The sequence below is a fragment of the Delftia sp. JD2 genome, from assembly GCF_001682645.1.
GTDB classification, from domain to species: Bacteria; Pseudomonadota; Gammaproteobacteria; order Burkholderiales; family Burkholderiaceae_C; genus Comamonas; species Comamonas acidovorans.
Map to the genome: position 1 here is coordinate 1 of NZ_LFJT01000003.1, position 26,490 is coordinate 26,490.

General features: G+C 55.4%; 42 protein-coding genes and 1 pseudogene. 41 read left to right on the forward strand and 2 right to left on the reverse strand.

The annotated features are described in order from the left end of the window. The 4 genes and pseudogenes from ACM14_RS31955 to ACM14_RS31110 all read left to right on the forward strand — a co-directional run. Positions 1-429: pseudogene (locus ACM14_RS31955) on the forward strand (hypothetical protein); the annotation flags it as partial. A 1,002-nt stretch (positions 430-1,431) separates the two neighbouring features. Beyond that, the gene (locus ACM14_RS02170; protein ID WP_065345127.1) at positions 1,432-1,623 is read left to right on the forward strand and encodes a hypothetical protein; all 192 of its coding nucleotides are present in this window, start codon (positions 1,432-1,434) and stop codon (positions 1,621-1,623) included. 1,837 nt (positions 1,624-3,460) lie between these two features. Beyond that, complete coding sequence (locus ACM14_RS02180; protein ID WP_065345129.1) at positions 3,461-3,802, forward strand: hypothetical protein; 342 nt, start codon at positions 3,461-3,463, stop codon at positions 3,800-3,802. 285 nt (positions 3,803-4,087) lie between these two features. After that, on the forward strand, positions 4,088-4,840 hold the full coding sequence (locus ACM14_RS31110) for a hypothetical protein (protein WP_139093292.1): 753 nt from the start codon (positions 4,088-4,090) through the stop codon (positions 4,838-4,840). Between the two features lie 345 nt (positions 4,841-5,185). Here the strand turns inward: ACM14_RS31110 and ACM14_RS31115 are convergent, their stop codons facing one another. Continuing rightward, positions 5,186-5,398: a hypothetical protein gene (locus tag ACM14_RS31115; RefSeq protein WP_139093293.1), complete on the reverse strand. Its 213-nt coding sequence runs from the start codon at positions 5,396-5,398 to the stop codon at positions 5,186-5,188. 119 nt (positions 5,399-5,517) lie between these two features. Between ACM14_RS31115 and ACM14_RS02185 the strand changes: the two genes are divergently transcribed. The 33 genes from ACM14_RS02185 to ACM14_RS31965 all read left to right on the forward strand — a co-directional run bounded on the left by ACM14_RS02185 (position 5,518) and on the right by ACM14_RS31965 (position 23,122). Then, the gene (locus tag ACM14_RS02185; RefSeq protein WP_065345130.1) at positions 5,518-6,660 is read left to right on the forward strand and encodes a hypothetical protein; all 1,143 of its coding nucleotides are present in this window, start codon (positions 5,518-5,520) and stop codon (positions 6,658-6,660) included. A 159-nt stretch (positions 6,661-6,819) separates the two neighbouring features. Next, positions 6,820-8,649 (forward strand): hypothetical protein, encoded by a 1,830-nt coding sequence (locus ACM14_RS02190; RefSeq protein ID WP_065345131.1) that lies wholly within the window; start codon positions 6,820-6,822, stop codon positions 8,647-8,649. Between the two features lie 117 nt (positions 8,650-8,766). Continuing rightward, positions 8,767-9,426 (forward strand): site-specific integrase, encoded by a 660-nt coding sequence (locus tag ACM14_RS02195; protein ID WP_065345132.1) that lies wholly within the window; start codon positions 8,767-8,769, stop codon positions 9,424-9,426. Beyond that, on the forward strand, positions 9,426-9,896 hold the full coding sequence (locus tag ACM14_RS31960) for a helix-turn-helix transcriptional regulator (protein WP_175403221.1): 471 nt from the start codon (positions 9,426-9,428) through the stop codon (positions 9,894-9,896). The genes ACM14_RS02195 and ACM14_RS31960 overlap by 1 nt, the downstream gene beginning before the upstream one ends. 14 nt (positions 9,897-9,910) lie before the next feature. Beyond that, entirely contained in the window at positions 9,911-10,294 is a 384-nt protein-coding gene (locus ACM14_RS02200; RefSeq protein WP_065345133.1) for a hypothetical protein, read from the forward strand. A 17-nt stretch (positions 10,295-10,311) separates the two neighbouring features. After that, the gene (locus ACM14_RS02205; RefSeq protein ID WP_065345134.1) at positions 10,312-10,533 is read left to right on the forward strand and encodes a hypothetical protein; all 222 of its coding nucleotides are present in this window, start codon (positions 10,312-10,314) and stop codon (positions 10,531-10,533) included. Beyond that, positions 10,530-10,844 carry a hypothetical protein gene (locus ACM14_RS02210; protein WP_065345135.1) on the forward strand — a complete coding sequence of 105 codons (315 nt, stop codon included), beginning with the start codon at positions 10,530-10,532 and terminating at the stop codon, positions 10,842-10,844. The genes ACM14_RS02205 and ACM14_RS02210 overlap by 4 nt, the downstream gene beginning before the upstream one ends. Positions 10,845-11,222: 378 nt before the next feature. Next, the gene (locus ACM14_RS02215; protein ID WP_065345136.1) at positions 11,223-11,603 is read left to right on the forward strand and encodes a hypothetical protein; all 381 of its coding nucleotides are present in this window, start codon (positions 11,223-11,225) and stop codon (positions 11,601-11,603) included. Positions 11,604-11,622: 19 nt separating this feature from the next. Next, positions 11,623-11,823, forward strand: a complete 201-nt coding sequence (locus ACM14_RS31120) for a hypothetical protein (RefSeq protein WP_139093294.1) — start codon at positions 11,623-11,625, stop codon at positions 11,821-11,823. Between the two features lie 54 nt (positions 11,824-11,877). After that, a complete protein-coding gene (locus tag ACM14_RS31125) occupies positions 11,878-12,081 on the forward strand; it encodes a hypothetical protein (protein ID WP_139093295.1) in 204 nt (67 codons plus the stop codon). Positions 12,082-12,749: 668 nt separating this feature from the next. Next, complete coding sequence (locus tag ACM14_RS02225) at positions 12,750-13,016, forward strand: hypothetical protein (protein ID WP_065345138.1); 267 nt, start codon at positions 12,750-12,752, stop codon at positions 13,014-13,016. 457 nt (positions 13,017-13,473) lie between these two features. Then, positions 13,474-13,725, forward strand: coding sequence for a hypothetical protein (locus ACM14_RS31130; protein ID WP_139093296.1), 252 nt, complete (start codon positions 13,474-13,476; stop codon positions 13,723-13,725). 7 nt (positions 13,726-13,732) lie between these two features. Continuing rightward, positions 13,733-14,002, forward strand: a complete 270-nt coding sequence (locus tag ACM14_RS02230; protein ID WP_139093297.1) for a hypothetical protein — start codon at positions 13,733-13,735, stop codon at positions 14,000-14,002. Between the two features lie 40 nt (positions 14,003-14,042). Further along, complete coding sequence (locus tag ACM14_RS31135) at positions 14,043-14,405, forward strand: hypothetical protein (RefSeq protein WP_139093298.1); 363 nt, start codon at positions 14,043-14,045, stop codon at positions 14,403-14,405. Positions 14,406-14,668: 263 nt separating this feature from the next. After that, positions 14,669-14,917, forward strand: coding sequence for a hypothetical protein (locus ACM14_RS02240; protein ID WP_065345141.1), 249 nt, complete (start codon positions 14,669-14,671; stop codon positions 14,915-14,917). An 862-nt stretch (positions 14,918-15,779) separates the two neighbouring features. Then, positions 15,780-16,049 (forward strand): hypothetical protein, encoded by a 270-nt coding sequence (locus tag ACM14_RS31140; protein WP_139093299.1) that lies wholly within the window; start codon positions 15,780-15,782, stop codon positions 16,047-16,049. 16 nt (positions 16,050-16,065) lie between these two features. Continuing rightward, entirely contained in the window at positions 16,066-16,308 is a 243-nt protein-coding gene (locus ACM14_RS02250) for a hypothetical protein (protein ID WP_139093300.1), read from the forward strand. Between the two features lie 82 nt (positions 16,309-16,390). Then, on the forward strand, positions 16,391-16,597 hold the full coding sequence (locus tag ACM14_RS31145) for a hypothetical protein (RefSeq protein WP_139093301.1): 207 nt from the start codon (positions 16,391-16,393) through the stop codon (positions 16,595-16,597). A 271-nt stretch (positions 16,598-16,868) separates the two neighbouring features. Continuing rightward, positions 16,869-17,069, forward strand: coding sequence for a hypothetical protein (locus ACM14_RS31150; RefSeq protein WP_139093302.1), 201 nt, complete (start codon positions 16,869-16,871; stop codon positions 17,067-17,069). Positions 17,070-17,233: 164 nt separating this feature from the next. Continuing rightward, the gene (locus ACM14_RS02255) at positions 17,234-17,437 is read left to right on the forward strand and encodes a hypothetical protein (protein ID WP_065345144.1); all 204 of its coding nucleotides are present in this window, start codon (positions 17,234-17,236) and stop codon (positions 17,435-17,437) included. A gap of 15 nt (positions 17,438-17,452) precedes the next feature. After that, positions 17,453-17,683, forward strand: a complete 231-nt coding sequence (locus ACM14_RS31155) for a hypothetical protein (RefSeq protein ID WP_139093303.1) — start codon at positions 17,453-17,455, stop codon at positions 17,681-17,683. Between the two features lie 224 nt (positions 17,684-17,907). Continuing rightward, positions 17,908-18,315 carry a hypothetical protein gene (locus ACM14_RS02260; RefSeq protein ID WP_065345145.1) on the forward strand — a complete coding sequence of 136 codons (408 nt, stop codon included), beginning with the start codon at positions 17,908-17,910 and terminating at the stop codon, positions 18,313-18,315. Positions 18,316-18,353: 38 nt separating this feature from the next. Next, on the forward strand, positions 18,354-18,959 hold the full coding sequence (locus tag ACM14_RS02265) for a YkgJ family cysteine cluster protein (protein ID WP_065345146.1): 606 nt from the start codon (positions 18,354-18,356) through the stop codon (positions 18,957-18,959). 217 nt (positions 18,960-19,176) lie between these two features. Then, positions 19,177-19,722 (forward strand): hypothetical protein, encoded by a 546-nt coding sequence (locus ACM14_RS02275; protein ID WP_139093304.1) that lies wholly within the window; start codon positions 19,177-19,179, stop codon positions 19,720-19,722. A 19-nt stretch (positions 19,723-19,741) separates the two neighbouring features. Continuing rightward, positions 19,742-19,987, forward strand: a complete 246-nt coding sequence (locus tag ACM14_RS31160; protein WP_139093305.1) for a hypothetical protein — start codon at positions 19,742-19,744, stop codon at positions 19,985-19,987. A gap of 278 nt (positions 19,988-20,265) precedes the next feature. Beyond that, positions 20,266-20,454: a hypothetical protein gene (locus ACM14_RS02280; RefSeq protein WP_139093306.1), complete on the forward strand. Its 189-nt coding sequence runs from the start codon at positions 20,266-20,268 to the stop codon at positions 20,452-20,454. A 10-nt stretch (positions 20,455-20,464) separates the two neighbouring features. After that, positions 20,465-20,662 (forward strand): hypothetical protein, encoded by a 198-nt coding sequence (locus ACM14_RS02285; RefSeq protein ID WP_065345150.1) that lies wholly within the window; start codon positions 20,465-20,467, stop codon positions 20,660-20,662. A gap of 724 nt (positions 20,663-21,386) precedes the next feature. Next, positions 21,387-21,620: a hypothetical protein gene (locus tag ACM14_RS31165; RefSeq protein WP_139093307.1), complete on the forward strand. Its 234-nt coding sequence runs from the start codon at positions 21,387-21,389 to the stop codon at positions 21,618-21,620. A gap of 56 nt (positions 21,621-21,676) precedes the next feature. Beyond that, entirely contained in the window at positions 21,677-21,913 is a 237-nt protein-coding gene (locus tag ACM14_RS02290; RefSeq protein ID WP_065345151.1) for a hypothetical protein, read from the forward strand. A 19-nt stretch (positions 21,914-21,932) separates the two neighbouring features. Beyond that, entirely contained in the window at positions 21,933-22,382 is a 450-nt protein-coding gene (locus tag ACM14_RS32225) for a hypothetical protein (protein ID WP_139093308.1), read from the forward strand. 17 nt (positions 22,383-22,399) lie between these two features. Continuing rightward, entirely contained in the window at positions 22,400-22,603 is a 204-nt protein-coding gene (locus ACM14_RS02295) for a hypothetical protein (protein WP_065345152.1), read from the forward strand. Positions 22,604-22,612: 9 nt separating this feature from the next. Continuing rightward, positions 22,613-22,864, forward strand: a complete 252-nt coding sequence (locus ACM14_RS02300; protein ID WP_065345153.1) for a hypothetical protein — start codon at positions 22,613-22,615, stop codon at positions 22,862-22,864. Between the two features lie 108 nt (positions 22,865-22,972). After that, on the forward strand, positions 22,973-23,122 hold the full coding sequence (locus ACM14_RS31965) for a hypothetical protein (RefSeq protein ID WP_175403222.1): 150 nt from the start codon (positions 22,973-22,975) through the stop codon (positions 23,120-23,122). Positions 23,123-23,732: 610 nt separating this feature from the next. On the opposite strand, the gene ACM14_RS31970 is transcribed toward ACM14_RS31965, so the two are convergent. Then, positions 23,733-23,909, reverse strand: a complete 177-nt coding sequence (locus ACM14_RS31970) for a hypothetical protein (RefSeq protein WP_175403223.1) — start codon at positions 23,907-23,909, stop codon at positions 23,733-23,735. Between the two features lie 406 nt (positions 23,910-24,315). Between ACM14_RS31970 and ACM14_RS31175 the strand changes: the two genes are divergently transcribed. The 4 genes from ACM14_RS31175 (at position 24,316) to ACM14_RS02310 (ending at position 26,008) form a co-directional block, all read left to right on the forward strand. Next, complete coding sequence (locus ACM14_RS31175) at positions 24,316-24,669, forward strand: hypothetical protein (RefSeq protein ID WP_139093309.1); 354 nt, start codon at positions 24,316-24,318, stop codon at positions 24,667-24,669. A gap of 8 nt (positions 24,670-24,677) precedes the next feature. Then, entirely contained in the window at positions 24,678-25,085 is a 408-nt protein-coding gene (locus tag ACM14_RS31180; protein ID WP_139093310.1) for a hypothetical protein, read from the forward strand. 121 nt (positions 25,086-25,206) lie between these two features. Next, positions 25,207-25,512: a hypothetical protein gene (locus tag ACM14_RS31185; protein WP_139093311.1), complete on the forward strand. Its 306-nt coding sequence runs from the start codon at positions 25,207-25,209 to the stop codon at positions 25,510-25,512. Between the two features lie 22 nt (positions 25,513-25,534). Then, positions 25,535-26,008 (forward strand): hypothetical protein, encoded by a 474-nt coding sequence (locus tag ACM14_RS02310; protein WP_065345155.1) that lies wholly within the window; start codon positions 25,535-25,537, stop codon positions 26,006-26,008. The last annotated feature ends 482 nt before the right edge of the window (positions 26,009-26,490 follow it).

Sequence of the window (26,490 nt, forward strand, 5' to 3'; positions counted from 1 at the left end):
CAGCGGATGGTCAATATCGACCAGGTATCGGCTACCACTGCCATCGAGGTCCTGCGCGAGCGAGGCGACGGTGCTCTTGAGTTCTTGCGCAATAAGCTTCAGGAAGAGCAGGCCAAAGGCAAGACGAAGATCCGCCCTGCAGCAATTCGTGAGTGGTTTCCTCCCCGCAAAATTGCTGGGGGCATCATCACCTCAGTGCAAAGCGTGGTGGAGTCGTTGGATTCGAAGAAGCGGCGCGAGCTAGCCGAGCTTGAGAAGCTTCCTCCCTCAAAGTTGAAGGGCCGGAAGGTGGAAATCGACGCAGCGGTGATGCTCGAACTGGTTAGGAATTGGGGCAGCGCGATGGATGCACGAAAGGCAAAAGAGCAGTCAAAGAATGCTGAGAAACAGCGCCGAAGCCAGCAGACGATTCCCGGTACCGATGCCTAGTTCATCTCGGTAGACAGGAAAGGGCTCTCTTTCCGAGTACCCGGAACTCCAGCGTCCGACCACCTTTCGTTGCTACTCTCGGTCGCTTCTGTGATGAAGCCGCCGTGTTGGAAGCGAGGGCCTGGAGCTGGGCACGATTCATCTTCTATCCCGGCAAACTCCAGGCGCCAGTCCGGCGCCTGGATCTCCTTGCTGGGCTGCAGTAGTTTTTGCCCAGTGATGCAAGCCACGTCCTCGACAGATCACTCACTAGCCCTCTTAGAGGAGACAGCGGCCTATCTGCGCCGGTTACCACTCGTTCCGTCCACGCAGGAACTTATCCGCAAGATCGAGGCCCACCTGGCCAGTCCGAGCCTCCAGGCTGCGGCTATCGCCGCTCTCGAACCAACCGCTTGGGAAGGCCAGGTCACGACTGTTGCTGGGACCGTGCTGTTCAGCGTCTCTGTTGAAAATGGCCAAGCCTCCTTGTTGGCCCCGGTCTCAAGGCCAAGGGAGCATGGCATCCGGGGGCAGCAGGCCGTTCGTCGGCCGTTCCTGCCCACTGCTGGTTCCTCCCACCCAGACGACCCGATGGAAACTTTTCAAGGCCCGCCGCTTGACGCAATGAAGGCAGAGGCGGAGCTGGATCGCGCGCGGCTCCTGCGGCTTCACATGGGGGTGACGGTTGAATTGAAGCCTTCGCGATTCCCTTCAAGCCACGCACTCTTGGTCGAGGAGTCACGGTCCAACATCAAGGGGTGGCGTTAGCTGACTATCAGTCTTAAGGGCGCGGGACAAGATATCCAATGTCGCCCCCCACGCTGACGCCGTGTGCCAATTTCACGACATCTTGACTTAGGACGGAAGGTCAGTTGCGGGTGTCCTTGATGACCATATAGCTCGCACAACAGAAGTGATCCGGGAGGTGAGCGCGCAGCTGCCCTCGGATTTCCCGGAGCATGTGGCCGAACCGATCTTTAGCGGCCTGCAGGCCGCTGCCGTAAAACTGGAAGGAGTCCAAACATGATCGTTGAAAGCGACGAGCTCTACATCTTTACGAAGTCCGGAAATGAGGTGCGAACGATTTCCCGAGAGAAGCCCTGCATGAAGGCGCCCTGCTGGCTGGTGGAGCGGACGCAGGGGAAGAGCGTCGGCAAGCGGATGATCGTGCTGGAACGTGCGCTGAAGACCCGCGAGGTATTCGAGGCTGACTGAGCCGCGTCTACGTCGAGAGAACCCTCGCGCCCAACCACCTGCACTACCCTCATCACGCTATACGAACGGAACGAACGGAAGTTTGACGGGGGCTCTCGGTCTGAAGGGCCTTGAACTTAGCGCGGATCCGCGCTTGCCCCTGGCTTTCGAATGAGAGAGGGGCCGTGGGCGGCTTTGCGGCCCGATCATCAGCACCAGTCCCATCCGGTACTCAAGGGATCTCACCTGCGCTACGGAGAGCGTACTCAAGCATCTCGCTGAGCCTCCCCATCACAAGCCCAGAAGTAGACGGCCACAGGGCTCCTAGCGAGTCATTTGCCCGGCACAAAAGCCCTTGGATCGCAGTCAAGGGGACGACGACCTCATCAGCCAGGTGATGTACGAGCCTGTCATCTTGGATGCTGTATTCATATCGCGCCCAGGTAGCATGTCTTTCAATGGCAACGATCTGATGCACGGCCTCGCTCAGAGGCTGTGGGATGACGCCTACCTGCATGTCTCTTAGCATAGCGCCGAGATCTCTCAGGAGGAGCTGGAGGTTGTGAGAACTATGAACACGCTTGGCCTGACCTGGGGCCGGAAAGCCAGAAGACCGAATGCCCAGCCTCTCACGACGCGTTTGCACTTCGACTGCAAGTGAGAGCGGCGCCTTGAGGAGGAGCTCTGCCGCGTGACGCTGAAGGTAAAAAATGGGCAATGCGTGGTGGTCAAGCAGCCTCTTGTTTATGGCGGTTTGCAGCAATTCGCCCGCGCTCCAAAGATAGGCCTGGCAGTAGTTCGGTGTCCTTCGACCGCCCAGGCGGGCGACACCCGCCAAAACGTCACTCTCCGTGAGTTGAGGGGCCTTGCCCCAGGAGAACACACCGGCAGGCTCTTCTGGCCCAAGTGGGTAAAAGGTATACGGTAGCGTGGCCATCTATCCTCCGTGTTGTTCGAGCGGGAACCTGATCTCCATCGAATGCTGTCAGGCCGTCACGATCGCTTCATAAAACTCTAGAGCAGGCGCGGGACGCAGTCTCCAAGCCGACGTTGAACACGCCCATCGCTATCGGCACACCACCTACCCACGGGCTTGAACGACGCAACAGAGGCAGCTGCTTTGGGCGCGTCTCGCTCTTCGTGTAGGATTGACGCCCGGTCAGCATGCGACTTGGCAACGATGGCTTACCCAAGCCACACCTCGGAAGAGGGGGCTTGGGCAAATCTTCAGCCTGCCAGCGTGCTGCTGGTGGTAGATACGGTAGCTGCCGTGCCCTCGGGTGAACAAGCACTTTGCAGCGACGAAAGTCGCTTTTTCAAACCCCAGATAGGCACTTGATGCCTGATAGGGGCCAGTGTCTGTCACCTGCAACAGGAGACGGCACGTGAAACATGCCCTCCACCGCGTGGACCATGCGAGGGGGGCGGTACTGGAGCAAGCTGCACAGCAATGCGTAGGCTTGCTCGCTGGCGCCTTCCAAAGCGATGACGCCTGTGCATTCGTTCAGTAGCGATTCTTCATACCCTATCCTGCCAACGATTCAGGCCTGTACCAGCTTGTTGGATCGGGAGGATAAAGGCCCGTTCGAGGCTCAATCGCCGATATAGCTTCCTGGCAGTCTTGCTTGGCGGCGAGAAGGTGTTGAAACCTGCTGACGCTGATTCGAAAACGGATGCACTACCTTCCGGTATGTCGATGCCTTTCGGATGCCCGAGGAAACTCATACGAGTCCATTAAGTCTTTAGACGTTCAGTCTATTGACCGATCGCAATAACCCCAGCGCCAGCTGGTTTTTAACCCTGACGGGCCACAGCCCAAGGGGGCATGGTTCGTCGTTTCTGTAAAGGAGCATGAATCATGCAAGCAACTCAATTCCAAGGGGAAAATTCTAACCCTGCCAACGTTCCGAATCAACTCTATGCGGTGATTCGATTCAAGCGCCGTATTGCCCTTCCTCGCTTCACCATGGAAGCGGGCGAGCTCTGGGGCTTTGTGGTTTATGGCAAAAGCGAGAAGAGGTTAGAGCAGATAAAAAGCGGCGAACGCTTTGATTTTGCCGGTGCCCAAGTCCTGGCTCAGGATGTCGAAATAATCTATGAGGGTCAAAGCGGTCTCGAATATAGTGTCGCTTTAGGCTATATCACAGATTCTCAAATCATTGCGTCTTTGCGTAATAGCGAGAGGAAACATCTCCGCTGAAGCTCGGCGCTTTCTAAAATCCCGGCAGGAGCCGCAAAAGACACTTCTGCCCAGGTTTATGGAAGCAGAAAACTTCCTGAGGGTCCGGTTATGTCGAATCAACTGATAGCATACCAATCCTCTGAAGAACTCAGCAAAAATGGCGACCTCTGCTATTTACTATTAAATCTTGATAGCGACTCAGCTATGAAGGTTTAAATCATTAATCGGCTACGGCCGATCATTTTAAACCCTGACGGGCAAGGCCCGTTAGGGCTGCTGCCCGTCTCTCTTGGAGATGAAGCAATGTTGTTTGAAGAAAATCCGTGTGCAGAAGTAACATCCGCATGTAATGAAGCGGTCGGAAGGCTGATCATGCCGGAGGCGAAAAGCATCTCGATTCCTTCGCAGGTTTGGGCTGAGGCAGCCGACGCCTATTGCGGAGATCGGTTAAGCGAAACGGCTGTAGGCGATGTCGTGACGGTAAAGGAGTTCACGCACGGTGGCTTCCTATACGCCGTCTTTGCCACCAAGACAGGTGGATGGTCTGGCGACTATGTTGTGTATGCTTGGCAGCTTCATCCCTTGCAAGCCTATAGTGGGAGGACCACTGGGGCAATTTGTGCCTCAGAGTGGGATCGCCTGCGAGCGCGTGGGGACAAGACCGGAATGATCGTTAAAGTCCGAGGGAAAAAAATGGTCTGTGCCAAGCCGGTCAATTTTGTACGCTCGCTTCCGACTGTAACGCCACTCTCGATAGAAGAGGCCATCGCCTTTGAGTTGTCACTACGAAAAAGCGGCTGGCGAAGCTACAGTTTTCGCTATGCCACAACTATTTGGTCAAGCCTCGCCGGTCACCCCGTCTGTACGTATGCTCGTACAGATGCCACCCCGGAAGTTAATATCCTTTTCTGGAAGGGAAGTGGCACTATTCAGGAGCACATGCTCCAAAGGCGCGAACTGCTGAAGCTCCAGCAGGGGGGGGAACATCCCACTCCCACCCCGGTTTCCGTTAAGGAGGCGTCTACTCCCAATCTTTGTCAAGCCTCGCTATTCTGAGAGCGCTAGGCATATAAAGGGAAGACTGCTGCCGGCGTCCAAGCACGTAAAAATGGAAACGTGACTATCGAATCGAGTTGAGTAAGCCCCGGCTCGCAGACGCCGAAGCTCTAACCGTCGATTTTTAGGGCGAACACCTTTAGTTCCCCCTAACTCCTAAAAACAAAAAGCCCTGCGAACTTCGGTTCCGGGGCTTTTTTTTGTGCAGCTGATTCCGGAGTTTGCTTCACGGAATGGCTTATTGATCGATAGGTCCCTGTCCAAGTAGAAAGGAAAGTAGACGGCGGTTCATTTGTGAAGGAATGCTCGCTGTCGTAGTCCAAAAAGCCACTGGAGTTCCCGCTCTCAGGATGTCTTGCCTGGCGTCTTTTCCTTGACCGGCGCTGCATCGATAGCCGCGCGGAGCCACGCGCTGCCCAGGTGCTCGCGGAACTTGGCTTTCTGCGCGGCCGTAACGCTGCTGTTCAGCGATACCAGGGGTTCTCCATCGTCGGAGAGAGTTTTACGGCCCTGGCCGCGACCGGCGCCGCCATGAGTTGATTTCTTGTGTGGTTCCATTTCACGGATTCTATTTGAATTAATGCGCATGAAAACAACCCCGCAAAGGAGTCGGAAATGGGTAATCTTGATTTTATGCGCATACAATCAAAACATCGATTCTCCACCAGAGGTAGCACATGAAAACCACACACGACATCACCACATATCGCGGCTGGCTGGCGCTGGCGAGCGAGCTCCTTGGCGATAAGCCAGATTGGACAGCGCTTGTTCAAGGCGACCTTGGTTTCGTTGTGATCATCAACGGCCATGTTTGTGGTTTGGCGACTGAGGATGAGGGCCACATCTACAGCGAGCGCGATTGCTATGACTTTGATGCCAGTGCGTGGGACAGTGAGCGAGGATGTTGGGATGGGAGCACGCCCGAGGTGACGGCTAGTAGTGTGCTGGCTCCCAGGTTTGTGAATCTGGCGCACACTGGAGCCACTCTGGCTGCGCAGCCTATGCGGCAACAGTCACAGGTCGTTGGCGATTGCGGTGCCACGCGTTTGACGCTGCCGTCGCAACTTTCCTGGTTCACTGCCGAAGATCATCCTGCAATCGGTCTGACCATCGAAGACTATTTCGTGACGGACCCATACTACGATGTTGGTATGAGAGATAAGGTCGATCCGCAAGAATGCTGGGGCCTTAACGAGGAACAGGCGAAATTCATTGTGGGTCTCAATGAAGAGCTGCCTCTAGCGGTTCTTGATGCAATTAATGCTGGTTGCCAGCGTTTGCAGAAGTTCGCCGGAGTCTCTAAAGGCGTCTATGCCGATGGACACTTCGCAAACCCAGACGAATTCAATAAATTGATGGAAGTGTTCGCTTCTTACATTGTCGGAGAAATCAACAGCAATACGCTGACGAGCGTTAGTGTGATCGTGGAGAAAACTGGAGTTTTCCAGTCCTCCTATGAGCAGCATGCGGCGCGCGACGGACAAAGTTTCGTGCTGCTAGGGCCTGTTGACCCAGCTACCTACGATGCCGATGACGTTGGCCCGATGTACCGTGTGAAATTCGCAGACGGAGAGGTGATCGAGGCTTGGCCTGATGAGGTTAAATCAGCGTTGCCTCAACTCGGAGACGTGCAGGAAGATGCCAAGGAAGCAGCGAAGCATGAGTTGCAGAAAGCACTGAAGAAAGCCACGGAATGCGGCCTTCTGGATGACCTGGCTGGAGTACTTCACCCCGACGCCATCAATCGGTTCTGTGACGCTGTAGGTGCGCTTGATGAGCCTGAGAAGGCGCGTGACGAGTCACCGAGTCCAGGCGTGTAATTGCTTCTCAAACAAAGCCCTGAGAACTTCGGTTTCGGGGCTTTTTTCATGGTTAGCCGGTTTCCAACATTCCTAGATGTCGAGGCTTCAAGCGTCCGGAATGCAGAATATCCTGCCTCATGCAGCGTCCTGCCAATCGAAAACTAACCGGTAGTCACCATGGATCACGCCAAGATTTCCTACTACAGCGACCACCCCGACGAGGTTCCCGTTCCTGACTATCTTGCCCTTGCGATCCCCGTAACCGAGGAGGATTTCTCTTCCGGGCAACTCGCCCACCTCATGAGCGAGTTGAGCACGCACGGTGGGTTCAGGGACATGCAGGCTCAGCAGTTGCAGGCCTGCCTTGCCGCTGGGTTTGGATATGCCTCCTGGGATGCCCTTGTGGCACTGGACGGAGCGATGGCCGATGAAAGCCAGCTGCCCCCTAATAGCCAGAAACTGGAAGACGCGATCGCATGGCGAATGTATGTCGCAGGCTTTGTTGGGCTCTACGACGCGCTCGCGGCGGTCTCAGCCTCGTGGCGTTCTGGACTGCTGGCCGTTAGACGCTCGTACGGAAAATCGGGCTTCCGAGAGTCGCAAGACCACCGCAGCTGGGAAAACTTTTGCCACCGCCGAGTTCACGGTTTGGAGCCAAGCTGGTACATGTGGGACAAGATCGTCAAGACGGGGCCGGGGATGGTTCGAGTCAAATGTGCTGCCGAGTGCGCCTGGGAGGTGGCCAACATGTTTTGGTCTCCAGACTGCGGTGTCCCCCTGGAGAAATTGAATGAGGACATTGCGAGCGGCGCATACATGCCCACGCGCACCCTGACAGAGCGATCCTGGGGGCTCTTTGATGCATGGCCCACAGGCCTACAGCCCGTGCAGTTCGCGAACACTGACGGCACGCATGCAGGGTATGGCTGGGCTTGGCCGGAAGTTGGCCTGACCCATGGCAGTGTTTTTTCAACACCCTCAGACCTCAAGGAATCGGCGGTAGCCCTCTGGGAGCGACATCCGACGCAGGCTTATGCCCTGAAAGCCCTGCCCGAAAAGTTGGTGCAGGTGGAATTCAAAAATCCATGGTCTCCCAACGAATATCACGCAGACGTGACAGCCGCTCCGAACGCTCCTGTTGGTCTTGGGGACCCCTACCCGGAGGGGCCATTGCTGGAACTGCTGCCCACGCGCAATGGTCGGTTATTTCTTGGGCGCGAGTTGATGATAGATGGTGAGCCCTGGAGCGGGCCAGTACGCCTGATGCGGGCAGATCAGCTTGAGGGCATCATGGGATTGCAACTTCCATCGGTACTGGAAGCAAGACTAAAACTGCAAGGTGAGTGCGATTGGATGGAGGAGAAGGTCCCGTATGCTTTTGACCAGCATACCTTTGAAACGTCCCTCCGGCTGGCGGTGGCCATCACCGACCTGGCAGAAAGTGAGAGTATGTGGCTCAAGCAAGACCAGGCTGCGCTTGAAACCTTGAGCACGCTCCTAGCGTTGTCTGCCCTCAAGGCCAATCCGGTGGCCTCGCAAGAGGCACAGTTTGCGATGGAGGACCCCTGGGTTCGCGCGGTTGACGCTCCTGATGCCGCACGAGAGATGATCCATACCTACCCTGAACTCAGCCGCGTTAGTCCTGAAATTCTGGGCGACTATGGCGTGGCATTCTATGGCAAGGATGGTTTGCGTCATCACCATAAGCATACGGAGCGCGACGCGAAATTCATGGTCTACAGCGTATTGCGCAATCTTGGTACAGACCCCCAAATACAGACGCATACGGACATGATTGCGCTTTTCCGTCTAGTGAGGCTTCACACCCACGGCAAGGAAGCGGTGTGGCTGGACTCGAACCAGCGAGATACCCTGTCGCAACAGACGCGGGACCTCTGCGCTGAATTCTGGGCGTTGGCTTCGCTGTTTGACGTGCTCGACCACAGCCTCAGCCCATCCAGGTTGAGTAAGGCGGACGTTGCAGGGGCTGGTGAAGCCTCCGCATAGCCTTCGAGGCTCGTCCGACTTTCCTTGATGTGGCGCCGGCTCTCACGCTGCCAATAGGCAGGCACGCGCTCTACCGATACACTCTATGTAATTCGTCAACTACGCACAATTGCAAGAGTGCCAAAACCTCCCGTTATCGAAGACAAGCAGATCGAGCACCTGCTCAAGGCGACGGCTGCATGCAGCCGTGTCCCGCTACGCGATACCGCATTGCTCCTGACCCTATACGGCACGGCCATGTCGGTTACGGAGCTGGCCACCATCACGGTTGGCGACTATATCGACGCCAAGGGCAACGTCCGCGTCACGAGCGCAGTGCGCGTCGATGTCGCGCATAACGGAGTAGAGCGCCCCCTTTTCTGGTCGAATAGACGCGTTGTCGCGGCGATGGATGCCTACTTGATGTGGCGCTTGGAGCGCAAGCATGGCGCCACCGTCAGGAAAGGTGCGTACCGAGGTCTTGATCCCCAAAGCGCCTTGTTCCTAACCGAAGACGGCAGGCCCTATACCCTGACCAAGCGATTGCTCCCCTCTGGCGTATTGAGCTACTCATGCAACACGCTCGGTGCCTACATCTCCCGCCTTCATACGAACGCCGGAATCGAGGGCGGCAGCGCCCAGTCTGCTCGGCGCACCTTCGCAGTAAAGCAGCACCGCCAAGGCCGCGACCTGGTACACATCGCGGCGATCCTTGGGCATAAAAGCCTCAGCACTACGAAGCGGCTTGTTGAGGGCGATCCAGTGCGGCTGGCTGACATTGTGGCGAGGGCTGTTTGATGACGGGGCAGCAACTGGAAGCTATCCGTGAGCGCCTTGGGTTTACACAACAAATGATGGCTGAGCGCATGGCCTGTGACTATGTTGGCTACAAGCGGTACGCGACGGGTAGTAGACCTGTTCCGCGCTACATCGCTCGCTGCGCTCTGCTACTCGACCTCCTTCGCGACCGAGGAGCGCTTGAGCAGGTTGACCGCCTCTTGACAAGTAGCCAATGGCTACTAGAATCGGATCTACCTAACCACGAAGGCAAGCCAACTATGTTGATTGATTTGAAAGTATCTCGTCATCCTTCCGGGACGCTGACGCTGACGCGTAAAGACGAAGGTGACCGCATGGCTCGCGATTGCGAAGGCCCTCTGCACCTGAATAAAGACGGGGCGTCGTTCTATCGAGCCGTGGCCCACATGCTTCACGTGTTGCATCGCGAAGGGCATAACGTGTCCTACACCGATACAGCGACGAACTGATCGGAAAGTACGCAGTGGCTGAAAAGCTGTTTGATCGGCGGAAGTACAGAAAACAGGGGCGCTCGACCTTTAACGCCGGAGGGACTCTGCCTCCTGAATTTGCCGAGAGGAGTGAGGCCTACATTGAGTGGCACGTCGGTTACGAGGAGGCCAAGGCGGAGTCACAGGTTGGCGTCATGGCTCACGGCATTGCTCGCGCAGAATGGGATTGTCGCTTCAAGGCCCGCCTCGCAGAGCAGCTCGACCTGGCCAGTGAAGTCGATCCTTCATGGGCAGATGTCCCGGCGACCGAGCTGGCGAGCTGGCCAGAGCAGCCTATCGCGGCTTACCCACCCGAGTGGACAACCAAGCTACCCGAGGCGGCGGCAGACTTGAGCCTGAGCTACTGGACCTTTTGAGCAAAGAAAGCGCAGCCATGAGCAAGACCCTTGATGCGATCCGCATGCTGCCATACGTGTCAGCAGTAGACGATGAGCGTGAGGACGGTAGCTCAATCATTGTCACGTTGGAAGGCGAGTTCGAGTTTTGCAGCGAAGACCCTGGCTGTGGAGTCAAAGGCTTCGACACCGTGGCAGCGGCGCGTGCGGGCACTGCCCGTCGCGAAGTTCAACTGAGTGCGCCTGCGGGCGCGAAATGATCGGAAAAGTGGCTGTGCCGCGCTACAAGACGCCATCGTTCCAGGCGACATACGACGCCATGCTTTCGGCTGCGCGCGACCCATCGAGCGAGCTGTACTACGACGGCAAGCCGCATCGTGGCGCGGGCCACCGCACGGCGTTCTGGGACGGCTATGGCGGCTTGGCCAAGACCGCGAACGTGATCCCTGGAACGCTCAGCGCTGTCTGCTACGCGGCCGGCAAGGAGTTCGCACGGACGAACCCGGGGATTGCGTTCGAGGATGCAGTATGGACGCCCGGAGTGACCCACCAGGGTGGCTCCAAAGTCTGATCGGAAAATCATCATGGGTGTACGAGCTGGTCAAGGATATGGAGTCCCGAAGCCCAAGCGGCTGACGTGCCCAGAGTGCAAGAAACAAGGCGTGACGCAGTGGCGTGCGACAGGGGCAGGGCTGATGCGCTATTGCCAGTTTTGCCAATCCTCTTGGGGTGAGGCTGGATGGAAGGCTGTACTAGGCCATGCCGACCACTTGACGCACCCGTTCAAGGTCGAAGGTTGGGGGCCAACCATGCATGGTCGGAGAACGATGATTGGCCGAGCGATGTTCAAGACCGAGGCCGAAGCCGCAAGTTACGCCGCTGACGATGGTTTGCGCGTCCTGGCCTCAAAGCCCGGTGACGTTGAATTTGCATAACGAAGGAAACCACCATGAGTACCCCCGCACGCAAACACATTGCTAAGGCGATTTACTTCACCACATGGGTCGGGACTATTACCGTGCTGTGGCAAGCCGTCCGGTTCTGCCAAGGTCATGTCGGAGCAATAGCACTCGACCAGATAATTGCGCTGACAAACCAAATTTTGGGGGCAGATCCAGAGGCTGTTTCATCTGAGGTTGTTTCCTCGCCGTTGCAGATGGCCATGGTGCCCTATTTCAAGGCAATCTACTTCTTCGGTGGCATCGGCGCTTGGTTTGGAAGCGCTGGGATCGTTCTTATTTCTGGGCTGTCATTCGGCAAAATTATTGAAGTTGGATTCGAGAAGTTCAAAGCAGAGCGCCGATCCGCAAATGCTCCCATTGCAGGCTAAGAAACATCTAGGAAAGCAGATGAAAGTCAGTGATATAGAAGAGCGCATAGCCAAGATTGAAGCGGCTGCGTCAGAAACAGATGGTAAGGCTCACGAATTGGAGGGTGACTTATTCTTGGAGGTGCTAGAGGCTACTGCGAACGGGGCCAAAAATCCTAGAGCATTGGCAGCTGCGGCAATTAAATCCGCTGATTTGGAAATCAACCGCTGGTTTGAGTAAAAAAAACCTATCATAACCAAGGCGACTCAATATAAGTCAGACCACGGAAAGAACATGGCCATTTCATTCACCCCGCAGTACCACGTCCAGACCGAGCCGGGAATATGGCACAAGCCTTTGAACCCATTTGCTCCGTTCGGCAAATACCCATCGATGGGCGAAATCAAGCGGGTTTCCGAAGAAGCAGCAAAGATTGAAAGCCAAGGTGAAAAAGTCATCACCATGGCCTTCGACCCCAAGGGCGACTTTGGACGCTAAACGAGTAAGTAAAGCAGCTGGTCCATCGCGGCCAGCTCAAGGCCTCAGCGTTGAGCCCAACGGCTCACCAGTGCGGCTTTTCGCACGACTAAAGACCGGGGGGGCTATGAAAAATGGTTTGATCGCTATCGTTGCCATGGTTGCGGCCATGTCTGCCCAGGCTTCGCCTTCCAACGCGAAAGAAATTTACTGAGAGGAAAGACAGTGAATCAGACAACTCTGAAGTTCAATGCACAGCCTACCGTACTACATCTTTGCGGATGGAGTGGAACAGGCAAGTCGTTCCTTTTGGAGCGTTTCGCTGTAGAAAATCCTGGATCTATCCAGAGGCTTGTCCCATCTCACATGGGTGACATCTTTGAGCACTCGTTGGCGGACTTTCAGAATCATGCGGCTGTGGCAATTGATGACGTATGTATCTGGGAGCGCAACAGTCTCGTTGCTGGTGTCAGCGCGTTGGAGCTTGTAGCTCGGGCCAACGGCAAAAAACTTATTCTTGTTACAGAGACTCCTGATGACGTTCCTGCGGTTGGAGTACTCCTTGCAACAGAGCCATTGATCGTTCACTTGCACGGGCGCCAGGATGCACTGGACCTCCGCTTCGACGGCCGATCTATCCACGTCGCCAGGCCCACGGTCGTTTGACATCGCGTCTCAAAGGAAAGTCCATGGCTGTTTATTTCCACGCCAACTCGCTGATAGAGCTTGATGCAGACCAAGCTGCGCAAGCTTTGGCTCAGGGCTTCGAGCAGCTGAAAGGGCAAATCTGTGATCTGCCTGCTGGTTCGATCATCGTGGGCAGCACAAACGAGGTCGGGGGCTGGACTGGGGTGTACCGCAAGGAGGACCATCGCCAGTTGCCTATCCGTGTGGCGCGTTACCGCGACTTTTCCCGCACGCTGCGCCTTGCGCAACGACTGGCACCCAACAACTGAAAGGAAAGCTGAATGCCAGCCCTCACAGTTGCTGACGCTTTGCGTCTTGCGGTCAATGTTCTGAAGGATGCCGCTGAGTCGGCCGAATGCCATCTGGTATCGAACTGGATCAGTCCACGGCTAGTTTGCACGCTGATGCGGCTGAGACGCTGGAGTCGTCGCTAGCTGAAATGCAAGATCACGGATAAAGAAAGACGGAAAGCGCCTTATCCAAAGTGACACGCCAATTTTCATGGAAGATCAAGTAAAGCATGCAGAAGAATGCGTCAGGGCTTCCCAGTGAGACTTAGAGAAGGTGTAAGAAATGACATTTACTGGTTCAATGTTCCTTAGTGCGTGCATTTTTGGAGGGCTTTACGCGCTTGGAACTGAAATCAGAAGTGGATTAGTCCAAGCTGCTCAGATTGCAGCTCGGGCCCGTGAAGAAATTTCCGATGAGGAATAGGAAAGCAAACCCATGCCTATGACTCCAGAAGTTGCTCTTGCGCGAAAGGCTAAAAAAAGCAAAGAGAGCCGCGATTTTGCAGCGGCTATGGTCTTCGTGATTTCGTTGCTGCTCTTGCTGAATGTGGTCGCTTACCACTTCTTATTCGATTACAGTTGGGCTCCGCCCGCTCGCATAGCCTTACTCATTGCTGGCTTTGCAGGAACCGTTTATGTGTTTCTGTCTGCATTCAAGCGCTTGGGCACTAAACCAGGCCACAAATAGGAAAACAATGAAGCTGAACCCAGCACTCAAAGACCCGGAGATGAAGCATCCACGTCTGGCAAACGCTCTGCTGGACGTTGGGATGATTTTGATCATCGTCTCCTCGATTGCTCTGCTCTTCACGATTTTCTACGGGGGTGTTGGACAGTACATGTCTGGAGGCTTTCTGGCCTTGATTGCCGGTGCACTATTCGTTGCTGGTGCGAAGCGCGTATCAAAGACCCGCCGCCACCACACAATTTATGAAGTACGCCCGACCCTACGCCGGGGGAAGTGAAGAAGGAAACCAGATGCGAGGACTAGCAGCGCGGTGCCTGATGGCGCAAGCAGACATTGCCCACCTTGTGGGTGACCAATCCTGCCTGGTTACAGCATGGGAAGCGGAGATGATGGCATTCGCAGACGGCGCCGTGTCGGAAGCAACCGATGCGGAAGTCCCCCCGCTGCTCGCTGATGATCCTGGTCTGCGTGCGGCTTACCTCAATGGTCGCGAGAAGCGTTCGAACACAGAAGGCTTTGCCCGCGATGGCTGTTGGTACTGGCGTTGCTACCAGTGCAGCTCCTGTGACTACAACGGCGAAAGTGTCAGAGATGGACTTTGTACCAACTGTGCTTCCGAGCAGGAAGCTGCCGCCGCGCAAGACCTGCATGATCAGCTGATGTCAGCGTTGCTCCCGTGAATTTTTAAAGGTAAGCCATGATCGTTGCGCGCCCGGAAAGGGAAGATGAGTCGGATTTGCTGAATGGCCACGAGCACTGCGTTTTTCGCTTTGTCACAGGGGCTGGCGACCATGAGTTGGCGGCCCATCAGCCTCCCAAGGCAGGCTGGACACACGATGCACTCGACGCAATCGTCGTCCCCAAGGCTGAACCCTGGGACGCGTTTTTGGGCGCCCAGTGGGTCGGCAGTTCTGAGATTTGATTGGAAGGAAAAAGACAAGCCATGGACACCGGGCACATGGAATTTGCCGTGGTCGAACAGCAACTCTTGGTTGGCAACCAAGCGGAGCAAGATTGGTTGCGATGGTATCGCCAGGCCGAGCAGCTGCTGGGGGCCAACCTCGACGGAGACGGCGGATACGCGTCCAAGCTGCACGAGCTGGGCCTTGGTGATGCCGCTCGTGGTGTGTCGGCCGCAGCGAGGGGCCTTATTAACGCTGCCGAAAAAGCGGAAAAGCTGGCTGCCACCTGATCGAGGAAGAATGCTTGTGGCTTCGTACCGTTGTTTAGCATGCGATCGCAAGGTCGAAGCGGCGGGCGACGCGGGCTACCAGCCACCTACTGGTGGGCCGCGTCTTTACCCGGTCTTAGCGCTGGCCCCGGAGAAGCAGTCGCGCATCGGCCGAACAGTTTGAACATAAAAGGAGAGAGTGAAATATGCGATCGAGAATTTGGGTTGGCACTGCGGCCGTCGTGATCATGGCTTTGTCGGGCTTTCTTGCTCGAGTGCTTGTTGTTGATCTCGGTTGGCGCTGGACGTACCTGGTAGCCGCTCCTTTAGACGCTAGCAGCAGCATCCTTAGCTACTGGCTGATGGTCGGCGCGCTCTCGCCGATCGTCTTACTGTTCGGAGCGGTCATGCTGTGGTCATCGCTCAAGGGAGCTGCTCCTGCTGGGCACTGATTCCGGATGGAAGGAAAGCAGCGATGTTTGGAAGTAAAAAGGCCGATCTGGTTATCTCTGAGACTGATGTGCAGGCTGCACTGGATCACTTGCGCGGCTTGCCTTTCCGGCCCGCAGCACCTGCCGCCTGGGATCGCAAAAGACTGCTTGACCAGATAGGGGCAGTGACTGCGAAAGTTGAGGTTGGAGACTGCTTAGATGTTGCCCCCGGCGTGTACGCAATCATCAAGCCTTTCGGTGTTGACTTGCTGCGGGGTGAAGGTGGCTCCGATGGGCGCTTGCAAGTTTGGTTGTGCGTCCGCGCATGGGGCACAGACCCTGAGCGCGTGACCAGTTTGAATTGAAGGAAAGCCGCTGGCCCCGTCTGGGGTTGGCCCAGGCTCCAGCGGCAAGGCCAGAGTCTTGCCAGTGCAGCTTTAAACAGGAGAGGTATGCCTGAGTCTAAGAAAGTCGGAAAGAACGTCGCTGTAGTGTTTGCGTTCTTTGTAGCCCTTGTAGCAGGCTTTGCGGGCCTTACTGTTGGCGGGTACGTAGGCTACACGAAAGGCTACAAGCAAGGTGAGTTCGCTGGCCGATATGAGGCTTCGCGCTCAGCATCAGCAGCAACCGTAGAAATGATGGCTCGCGGTTTCGATGTCAAAAACTCCGATGGCTCGGTCAAGAACTACGTCTTGAAGCCAGTCGAATCAAAAAAGAACTGAGCAAGGAAAGCAGCTCGTGAGATCGCTGTCCGAGAACGAGATGACTGCCCTGCGACTGCTGGCTGAGGGAGGCGGGTCACTGATAGAGTGGCGTGTGCCAGAAACCAACGATAAAGACCCTGTTTTTGGAACCGTTACGCCAGGTCATACCACCTACCGCAGGCTGGAGAAGCTGGGGCTGGTGTTCTACACGGAAGAAGAGCCGTTTGATCTGCCCGGCGATCCTTTGGTCGGGTTCTGCTTCTCCCGTGATATCTAAATTGATGATGCGGGCCGCGAAGCGCTGCGGGTCAACCAGGCTGGCCGTGAGATGGCAAATTGAATACGAGAAAAGACGAAATATGACGCGTACAGCTATGAAATGGGGTTTTGTTTGTGCCGTTCTTAATACATCAGCACTCATCGCGGTAGCATTATTGACAAGATTTTTACCGTTATCTTATGGCGAAGCCATGTTAGTGGGATTAGGTTTCGTGATTGCATCGGCATGGCCGTTTCAAAAAGCGATCAATGCCCAAGACGCTGCTGATTCAGGGGGGGCGCCATGACTTGAAAAGTGACGGCACAAGCGGTTTTCAACAAGGCCTTTGAGCAGGGCGCGAGCCACGCATCGATGCATACAAGCAAGGTGTTCTGGCATGCCCGCGCGTTCGCATTGACGGCATCAAGCATGTGAAGAACCCATACCCGGCGTGGTCTGCTGAGTCCGTTGCCTACTATGTAGGTGCTTCCGAAGGCCACGCTCTATCCCCCGTGGTTAACGATCCCGAGGGCTTTGGTGGCCCGGTTTCAATAACGATTTGAAAGATAGGAAAGCCCATGACGCCAGATGAAATCAAAGGCAAAATTGGTCAAAAAATCACACAAGCAGAGATGGTAGACATGCTGAAGACCAACCCCATCGGCATCGGCCCGAACGATGTGCGTGTGCGCGGTGGAGTCCTTAGTTTTTCCTTTGGCCCTGAAGGGGTCAAGCTGACAGGTGCCGAGGTTCGCACGCCCCGCAATCCTGCCGAATAAGGGCAACCGGAGCGGATCATGGAAGCAGTAAGCATCGAACCCAACTACAATTGCAAGTAAACTGCCGGGATTTTCAGGGTTAGATATTCCGGCAGCTATGACGCATGCAAAAGCTGGCGTGCAGGTCAAGGCGAGTCAGTTTAGCGATCAAGGAAAGTGACACCATGGCTTTTGAAGAATTCAACGCACAGACTGCAGTGATGGACGGTCTCAAGGCGCACGCGAATGGGATCAAGGACCTATTGCTCGAAAATCCATTGCTAAAGGAACGTCGGTATTCCAAGGCGCTAGCGACCCTAGAAGAGGCTGTTTGCCTGCTCGTTCAAGCTCACGATGAAATTGGCGTTGTAGAGCGTCTACAAGACTGACCACCGGAAAGGATCATGGAGAAGAATCTCAGCGCATGGGTTGTCTTTACCTTGAGTGCGGCCGTTCTGTTCGCAGGAGTTGGCCCAGCTCCTGCGGAACTCAATCGCGCAATTGGCGTGGTCGCTTCGATGGTCAGCTTCATCATTGGATTCGAACAAGCGAGGAATGCGGCCCCGTCTTGCTTGCTTTCGTTCTTAGTGAGCGCGTCCGGCCTGGTCGTCGCACTTATTCAGTTAAACGGATAGAGCATGAAAAATATAGGACGTTTGGCTAAACGTATGGCCTTCTACTCACTAATTCGTCGAAAGGCACTGGGACTATCCGTTGGGAAGAAGATTGGATTTGTGGACCGTTCGGGCCGCCCGTTGGAATTGACGTTCGACTCGCAACAGCGCGAATGGTCCACAACAGTTATTGTGCCTATGACTGGCTCCGTCTAGCGACCCAAGAGGAAAGTTGAAGGAAAGACATGAAAGTAGATAGCGTTGGCATAGCCTTTCACCGAAAACTGGGCGCTGTACATATCGACCAAGCGTGCGTTGCCCTGCAGGTCAAGAACCCAGATGCCTCGACTGCATTTGTAGTGCATGAGGGAGACGTCAAGGAGGTGACCCGTGCGCTCCTGTTGAGCGTGGACAGCGGAGAGGCGATCGCAGCTGAAATGAAGGAACTGCTATGGCAGCGTGTCGAGCCACCTCTTTGGTGGCCCGCCATCGAGGATCACGTCATTGCGGATGGTGTCCTAGGTAGCCTGCGCGCGCACATGGTGCGTGGCCATGTGGAACCGGGGCTGATTGTTGACAACGCACATGTGATCGGCGAGGCGGACTGGCCTGATGCCTTGTACAGCAACGTGCCAAGTCACCTTTCCAAATGAACGAAAGTAGAAGAACTGTCCGCAAGGGGAACTCTGATATGACAGATAAGCCTACGATTGATACCGCTCGTTTGGAGGCCTCAGAAAAGTTCATGGAGCTTCAGCGAGCCTCACACATTAAGGCTCTTCCTACGGCATTCATTGTGGAAGCGACCGAGCGAACTAAGCAAATTGCCATCATGAATGCTTCGCCGCGTGCAAAGCTCGGCAAACTATATACGTTGGTTGATGAATACGCTGCTGTGCGCCAGCCGTACGTTGCGTGCAAGGAAGGTTGCGATTCCTGCTGCCACATGAAAGTTGAGCTCACGAATGTTGAGGCTGAGCGTATTGCGAAAGCCACGGGGATAGCAGCACGGCCTTTAGGGTTCAGTACAAACAATTCTGACGAGAAGTTTGCGGGCCTCCCGTGCCCTTTTCTCAAGGACCATAAGTGCAGCATTTATGACGACAGGCCACTGACCTGTCGTGGGCATGCCTCATTTGATTCCGACAGTTACTGGTGTGCAACCGAGCGCATGTTGGCTGTGAAACTTCCGATGGTGTCCATAGGTGAGGCGCTCGCGGTCAATCGTCTCATTGCGCAGACCACAGCCTATCCCGTTATTGCGGACATACGTGAATTCTTCCCATCACTGCAATGAGTGAAGATGCTTCAATGTTTAACGCCAAACGGAAGTCCTTGAAGCGCGCGGCGATGTACAGGCCAGTAGTAGCGACCTTTCTTGCCGTGGCCATGTTTGTCTTAATGCATCTCTTCGAAGTCGCGGACGCGCTTTCTGGCGCGCTGCCGAACATGGATCACGAGGGAGGCCTTTTCGTTGTGCCCGCGACTCGGGCTTAACGATCAAGGAAAAATCAGTGACTAAAGCTTCATGGAGCGTCGTTCGATTAATGTGTGCAGCTGTTGGCTTTGTTTTGCTTATAGCAGTCTTGGCTCATCCGCTGATGAATTCTCTGAGCGATAAAATGATGGAAATGCGAGGTGGATCACCAGGTGAGAAAGACGCCTTTAGCGGGTTGACCTTGTTTCTTATGTTCTGGGTTGGCTGCATTTTGATTTCCGGCGTATATATCATCGAAGGTTTGATTGATGCGGAAGATGCCTTTCGCGCGGACAGCTCGCTCGAAAGAGTTGATGTTGTGATTGACGGGAAGAGGTTGATTGGGGCAAACGCCAAGGTCGTCGCTCGATGCGAGAGTGAGATTGCAGCAGTTGGGCCCTTGCGAATTTCGCACCTGTGCCAAACCAACACAGGGCAGTGGTTTGAGCACAACATACAAGTTCCATACGGCCCTCAAGTAGAACAGAGATTTAAGTTCATAACTGAGGTTGAAGCTAAGGATTGGTTAGCAGGCAATATTGAGCTTTATGAGAAGAATTTCGGTAAACGTGAAGTCGCCTGAAGCAAGGGAAAACAGAACCGTGAGCAGCATGGCAGCACCAACTGGGCACAACTTGCGCCGCATTGCCCGGGTCGCAGCCAGGAACGCTTTTCGACGGGTGCAAATCGCTGATGCGCAGCTGCTGGACGAAGCTAGGATGACGGATCGCTTCAGCTGCACTGATGCCGAGATGCTAGTGCTGCTGCTTGCAGAACTGGCACGCGTGCAAGGTCAAAGTCGCGGCGGTCATGTGACTGCTGTTCGCCGCAAAATCACCAAAGCCTGATGAAGGAAAGCGTGAAATTCGCCAAGCTGCTTGATGACGCTTGCAGGTCTGTCTGAGAGCCTGTAGCGGTGCCTGGATGCGTGTCATTTGATGCGCGAGAGGGCGTTGCGCATGCCTGGGATGAGGATGCCCGTGCACTCATCGCTATGATGGTGAAAGCTCGCGTCGTTTGGATGGGTGCAGCAGGTATTCGACTGGAGGGCATGGCCCCTTGAAGGCCTTGATGGTACCCAGTACCGAGCCATGGAATGGCAGCAGATTTTCTGATGGGAAAACACATGAGCAACTTCAAAAAACAGGTACTGGTTCACGCGGCTCTTTTACTAATGATGGTGGGCTGCATGACCGTCGCGCAAAAGCCGGGAATGGAGTTGTTCTACTTCTTGGTAGGAATACTTTTTATGCCTGTGTTTGGTTCTATGCGCGATCTGTTTTGCACTATTAGCCAGCCAATCCGCAACTCCTAGGAAACATGATATGAAGAATGTGATTCCGAAGGATGAGCGTGAAGTCGTCGAAATGGCTGATGTGCTCAAGCAGCGCGTGATCGAAGGCCAGCCGGTGGTGGTGAGTGGCAAGCTGGATGACTCCACGGCAAAGATGCATGCGGCCACAGTCAATGGTCTGCTGGAAGGAACAGGCCAAGCGGTCTTCGTTGTGCACATCCCCCACTGATCGGAAATCAGATGACTCAGGAAAAGCTTCTCAAAGCGGAGCAACAGCTAAACGCCTTCAGCTTTGGACAACTGCCGTGAACTTGGCAACGCTGACAGTAGGAATTTCGGTGGCAGTGGCAGCGTTTCTTGGTTTCCTGCCTCCTTTAGGCTAGGAACTCACTGCCCGCAAGGATGGTGCGTAGGCCTTGGTGCAAAGCGGTCACGCTTTCAACAACCGTAGGGCAGTCTCAAAACCTTCGGGAGCCCTTGCGTGCTGCGGAGCGGCGCCGGTCCAGGTAGGCGGCATCGACCACCTGCAGCAGCTGCTGGTGCCCGGACCAAAGACTGGGTCCTGGGCCGCCCGGGGGGCTAACCTTGTCCAGCCTCATCTCCACCGCCTGCAACTCGTGCCACAGCTGCTACTGGCGACCTGGTGTGGCGTGGTGGAGCAGCTGGCGTCGGGCGACGGCCGAGGCCTGGGCAGCCTCACGGGCGCGGCATCGTCCAGCTGGAGCAGCTGCGGTGCACGGATCGAGGACCAAGTTCTCGGCCGCCCGGAGCAAATATCCCCGTTCTCATGTTGGGTCATCACTGCGGAGTGCCAACTACAGAGATTTCTCGACCGACCGTGGCCGATGTGACGCATCCATACACCAAGATGCCCACAATGGTAAATCGATGTGAGCAAAGAGACTCTGTGCCCCATGTTTGCCGACGCCGTATAGCTTTGGCACAATGGGTACATGAACCCCGCTAAAACAAACAACGACCGCCTGCGCGAATTAGTGGAGGCAAGCGGCCTCAGCCAACCTGCAGCACTTGCTGTTTTCAACCTTGGGCTTGGGCCCGCTGCGTACTCAATCAACACCTTCAAGGCATTCCTGGTTCGTGCCGACTCCCCAAAGTTCAGGGCTCTAAAGGATGAGCTTCTTGCTCATGCTGAAAAGAATTTCAAGCAGCACATCAAAACATCTTGACATAGGGTACAAGTACCCCAATAATGGAGGCATCAAACAGCGCTAGGAAGCCCGTCATGACCGTGGTTCTCACGCAACCGCAAGCCGAAGCCGTCTACCTGGCCATGCATGCGATGAACAATGTGGGCGCCACCATCAGAGCAAGCATCCCTCCCGCTGAGGAAGGTCGTCGGTGGGTTCCCGTTGAAGAGTGCGCGGACAGCGGGCAAATCACGCTGGCCACGGGCTTGCGCCGCGTCGCGTGTCACTCCAATCAGAGCACCTTCGCTGCCGCCTACGGCCTGGCCACGTGATCAAGGAGAACCGCAAGATATGAGCCTGGATTTGTTTCCTGAGACGCTGACCGAGCAATCGGCAGCACCTTTGCACACCGACTCTACCGAGTGGCGAGGAAACAGTTTGTGCAAGTGGGGACACCCTCGTGTTGAGGCTCGCCTCATACCCGTGTGGGACGCCGCGCGCGGGTGGACTGTCGGCTGGCTCGCTCATGTCGAGAGCTGCCTGGATGAGTGGCACCCAAAGAACCCGGACGGCTGGAGGTCACATTCTGGCTATCCGTGGCATCGCCTTGATGAAATGCCGAACTCGGTTTACCACTCCGTGGCATGTGGCAGTGCTTCCCGAGGCCTGCGGATGGTGCTGGAGCAGTTTTTGATGTCGGGCTACATCGCGCCCGAGCTGCACGCAGAGACGCGGGCAATCTCAGATCAAATCGAGGCACAGGCACAAGCTTGGCTGACAAGTGCGGCCACGAGCCGTTAGAAAGGAATCCTGCCGAGATGAACGAACTGACCGATGGCGGGTACGAGATGCTTCGGGCCGCAGTCAACGCTGCGCGGCAGTTCCAGTGCCAGAGCGTCCAGATACTGAAGGACCGCCTTCTGCTGACCTTTCCCGGCCGTGAAGTCGAGATCAACGAGGCCATCCAGTTTTGGGCTGAAAGCGTTCGCCAGAGGCACCCCAACGGCGTACCTGCCAACTGAAAGGAAACCATGCGAACGCTAGAAGTTGCCGAGGGCATCCTGTTCCATTACGACTCTGATGTCGAGACGGGTGATGTGATTATCGAAACTCCTCAAGGGGAAATTCGCTTGCAGGGTGCGCACATCTTGCAGTTCGTTGCTACGGCATTTGTTGCACCCGCGAAGATCGCGTTGCACGAAGAACTTGGTACGGACTCAGAAAAAACTATTAATGGCCTGCGGCATGCGTCTCCCAAAGAGTTGCTGGTCGGGGTGGTCTAATCAAGGAAAGCCGATGCGAGGACTAGAAGCGCGGTGCCTGATGGCCCAAGCTCACGTTGCCTACCTTGTGGGTGACCTATCCTGTCTGGTTACAGCGTGGGAAGCGGGATGAAGGCATTCGCAGACGGTGCCGTGTCGGCAGCCACCGATGCGGAAGTCCCCCCGTTGCTCGCTGATGATCCTGATCTGCGTGCTGCCTATCTCACCGGGCGCGAGAAGCGTTCGAACACAGAAGGCTTTGCCCTCGATGGCTTTTAGTTCTGGCGCTGCTATCAGTGCTGCTCCTGTGACTACAACGGCGAAAGTGTCAAAGATGGGCTTTGCAGCAACTGTGCTGGCGAACAGGAAGCAGCCGCCAGGCAAGACCTGCATGATCAGCTGATGTCGGCGTTGCGCCCGTGAGTTGTTAAAGGAAAGAAATGGCTACAAGAAAAGACTGGTCGGTGACTCTTGGACTGATCTGCGTGTGAAGTCTGGGCTGGTACAGGTGCGCCGGGGTCGAGACTTTGTAGTAGGGTCCACGCGCAGCTTTGACGAAGGTGAAATCGCTTCCGATCTTGCGTTTGAAGGTATGCCAAATACCTATGATGATGCTAGTAACCCAATTGCATGTCCTAGAAGCTATGAGGCTAACAAACGAAAAATAGAGAAATCGCGCCGCAACCTAACCCTTCTGCGGCGGCTCCAATGGTTTATTAGCTTCGTCACTCTAATTGGCGGGTTGCTTTGTATCGCGGGTTCAGTTTTGTTGGCAAAACTTCCATTGTTCTCTCTTTTGATACTCGGAATCGGTCTGTGGCTTATCTGGACGGCGTGGGATCTAGTGGGTGATGCATATGCTGACACGCATGGAACTCTACCCTGGTGGTCATTCCGCAGGATCGTGCCAAAGCGCCGCATGTGAGTAGAGGTCGCAGAAAGGAAAGCCGCCATGCAGGGAGTATCTATCGTCCGTGAGAATGCCGAGCAGCTGGGCATATTCATTGCTAAGCGGGCGCGCTTTCTTTCTGACGCCCGAGTGGCTGGATGAAAAAGTCATCACCATGACCGTCGACTCCAAGGGCGACTTTTTGCGCTAAACGAGTCACCTTTCAAAGTGAAGGAAAGAGATTCAATGAATATTTGGCTGTGGTGGAAAAAAAACTGGCCAGGAGACCCATCGTCACTGGCTACTGCGTCCGCTGCTGCAGGGGCGACGCTGACCTGGGCACTCTGGCACGGGTCAGTTAGGGGCTGGGGTATGTGGAGTTGGATATTTCTCAGCATATCAACCCTATTATTTCTTGTCTCAGCTGCCATTCAGTCAAACGTTTGGGGTCGTCTGCAGGAAGCGTCCAGAGATTCTGTTGTCTGTCCTAATTCCCACCAATGAAGTCAAGGACAGCACAGCGATGAGGAACCTAAAACATGGTGCGCTTGATGAACAGGTGATATCGAAGCGGCCCAATTAATTGTTGTTGAGTACCGACTGGCATTTTTTCGGTAAAGGTGAGAAGCATCGGGCTATTGGCGCCTTCCGCAACACACACGAGCATACGCTTCTGACTCTGTTCCGATCATTAAAGGATGATGTGAAGCGAGCCATAGTTGCAGGCTTAATTGGCGCTTCACCTGCATTGGTTGATCTGTCTGAGAATGACTTCGAAGAAGTGATGACGCGACACCTGGAAGCCGTCTGGCTAGGCGAGGACGTTACCTCGCTAGCAAGTCACTACAAGACATGCACGGCGGCGGATACCAACAAGAGCGGTGACTTCCGCGCTCTGCCAAAGGGTGCTACATCGACCGCAGATCAACCCATCTGACCAGCCCTATGCAATTGACCATACAAGACAGCGAGTACCGCTCCAATCTTCTCGAAGCACTTCTTGCCGAGGCGCAGCAACTTCTAGCGCTGAACAAGCATGCTGAGATCGCTGCCATCAATGCACGCATTGCTGAAGAAGTTCTAGGCTGGCACACGGAGGTTAGAGACCCGCGTCGCCTGTGGAGAGCGAAAAATGGTGAGCCAATAACTCTCAATTTTTCGTGGCTCACGTGTGTTCATTTTGTGTGTAAACATCCTTGGGTTGAGGGCGTAAATAGGCTAGAAGATTCGTCGTTTTCCCCTGGGCACAACTATCACAAAGATTTCCACGACTGGGTTCTATGGACACGCGATGCACTGCTGGACCCAGAACACCTTGCGGGACGGAAATCGCATTTCGTGATCGTGGAATAGTGACAATGGTGGAATTGGACGCAGCGCAGATAAGGGCATTGGATGACGAGCAGGCCGCGAGGAAAGTGATTTCAACAAGTGGAAGGAAAGCAATGTACTCTTTTTTTCGGTGATTCTTGGTTTGCTGTTCGCCTATAGTGCATTGGTTTTTGGTGCGGGAGCGGTCACGCCCAGAACAGGTTTTAGCAGCCGCCTTGGAAGCTCTTCTCTTGCGTTGGTTTTCACAGGAATGCTGTTGTATCTCACATTTGTGTCGGCTGACCGTGACGCCAATGTTGTTGTTTGGAATGCCTTTGGCATGTCCGCGAAATTGACCCGACAGACAGGTGAGGGCTTGTTTCGGCTTCACGCCTTCTCGCCGCTGTTGAGCTTCATTCCGCTAGTTCTTGGGCTCACGATTGGTGCTTTGATCCGCCGCGCCAGATAGGTCACGACCTCGGCCCGCCGCTATGACCAACCTGTTGACCTACGCCCGCGATTTCCGCGAAGTAGTCCTGCAAGGCGATTCCAGCGAACGGATGTGCGTGGCGCTGTCTGCCCCACTGCACGCTGCGTTTCATGCTCAGGGCATTCCAACTCAGCTCGTGGTCTCGGATCTCGGCGAGTGCGAGCACATCTTCCTGCAGCTTGTCGACGGTCAGGTGTTGGATCCCACGGCGGACCAATTCAACTGGAGCTCGCGCCAGAGGCTGCCGGGCGTCTACCTGGGAGCCCCGGCCTGCATCCACGAAGGCGCGGTACCGTGGCCAGGTGGCCAGGAATGGCACGAGCTGATGACGGTGTTGAAGCGCCTGTATCCTGCGCTCAACGCCGCAGACGTGGGCCGCACCGTCTCCGTGGCGCTGCGGACGCTTCCGCCAGGCCTGTGCGAATTCACCTCGGCCACTGGTCTGCGGGCAGCGGACGCGCGCTGGCCCAGGTAGGCTGCATCGACCAGCTGCAGCTGCTGGTGCCCGTGTCAAGGACCAGGTCCTGGGCCGCCCGGGGCCTATGCTTGGCCAGCTTCATGACCACCGCCTGCAAATCATCGTGGACGTGCTGCCGGCGACCTGGTGCCACCTGCACGCGCGCTTTCTTAGGTTGGCGGGCTCGACCAGCGGCAGCTGCAGCTGCCGCTGATTCCCCGACTCTGTGAGCCATGTTTGCCGACGCCCAATAGCTTTGGCACTATGGGTACATGAACCCCGTTAAACAAACAATGATCGCCTGCGCGAATTAGTGGAGGCAAGTGGCCTCAGCCAACCTGCAGCACTTGCTGTTTTCAACTTGGGACTTGGGTCCGCTGCATACTCAATCAACACCTTCAAGGCATTCCTGGTTCGTGCTGACTCCCCAAAGTTCAGGGCTCTGAAGGAGGAGCTTCTGGCTCATGCCGAAAAGAACTTCAAGCAGCACCATAAAACAT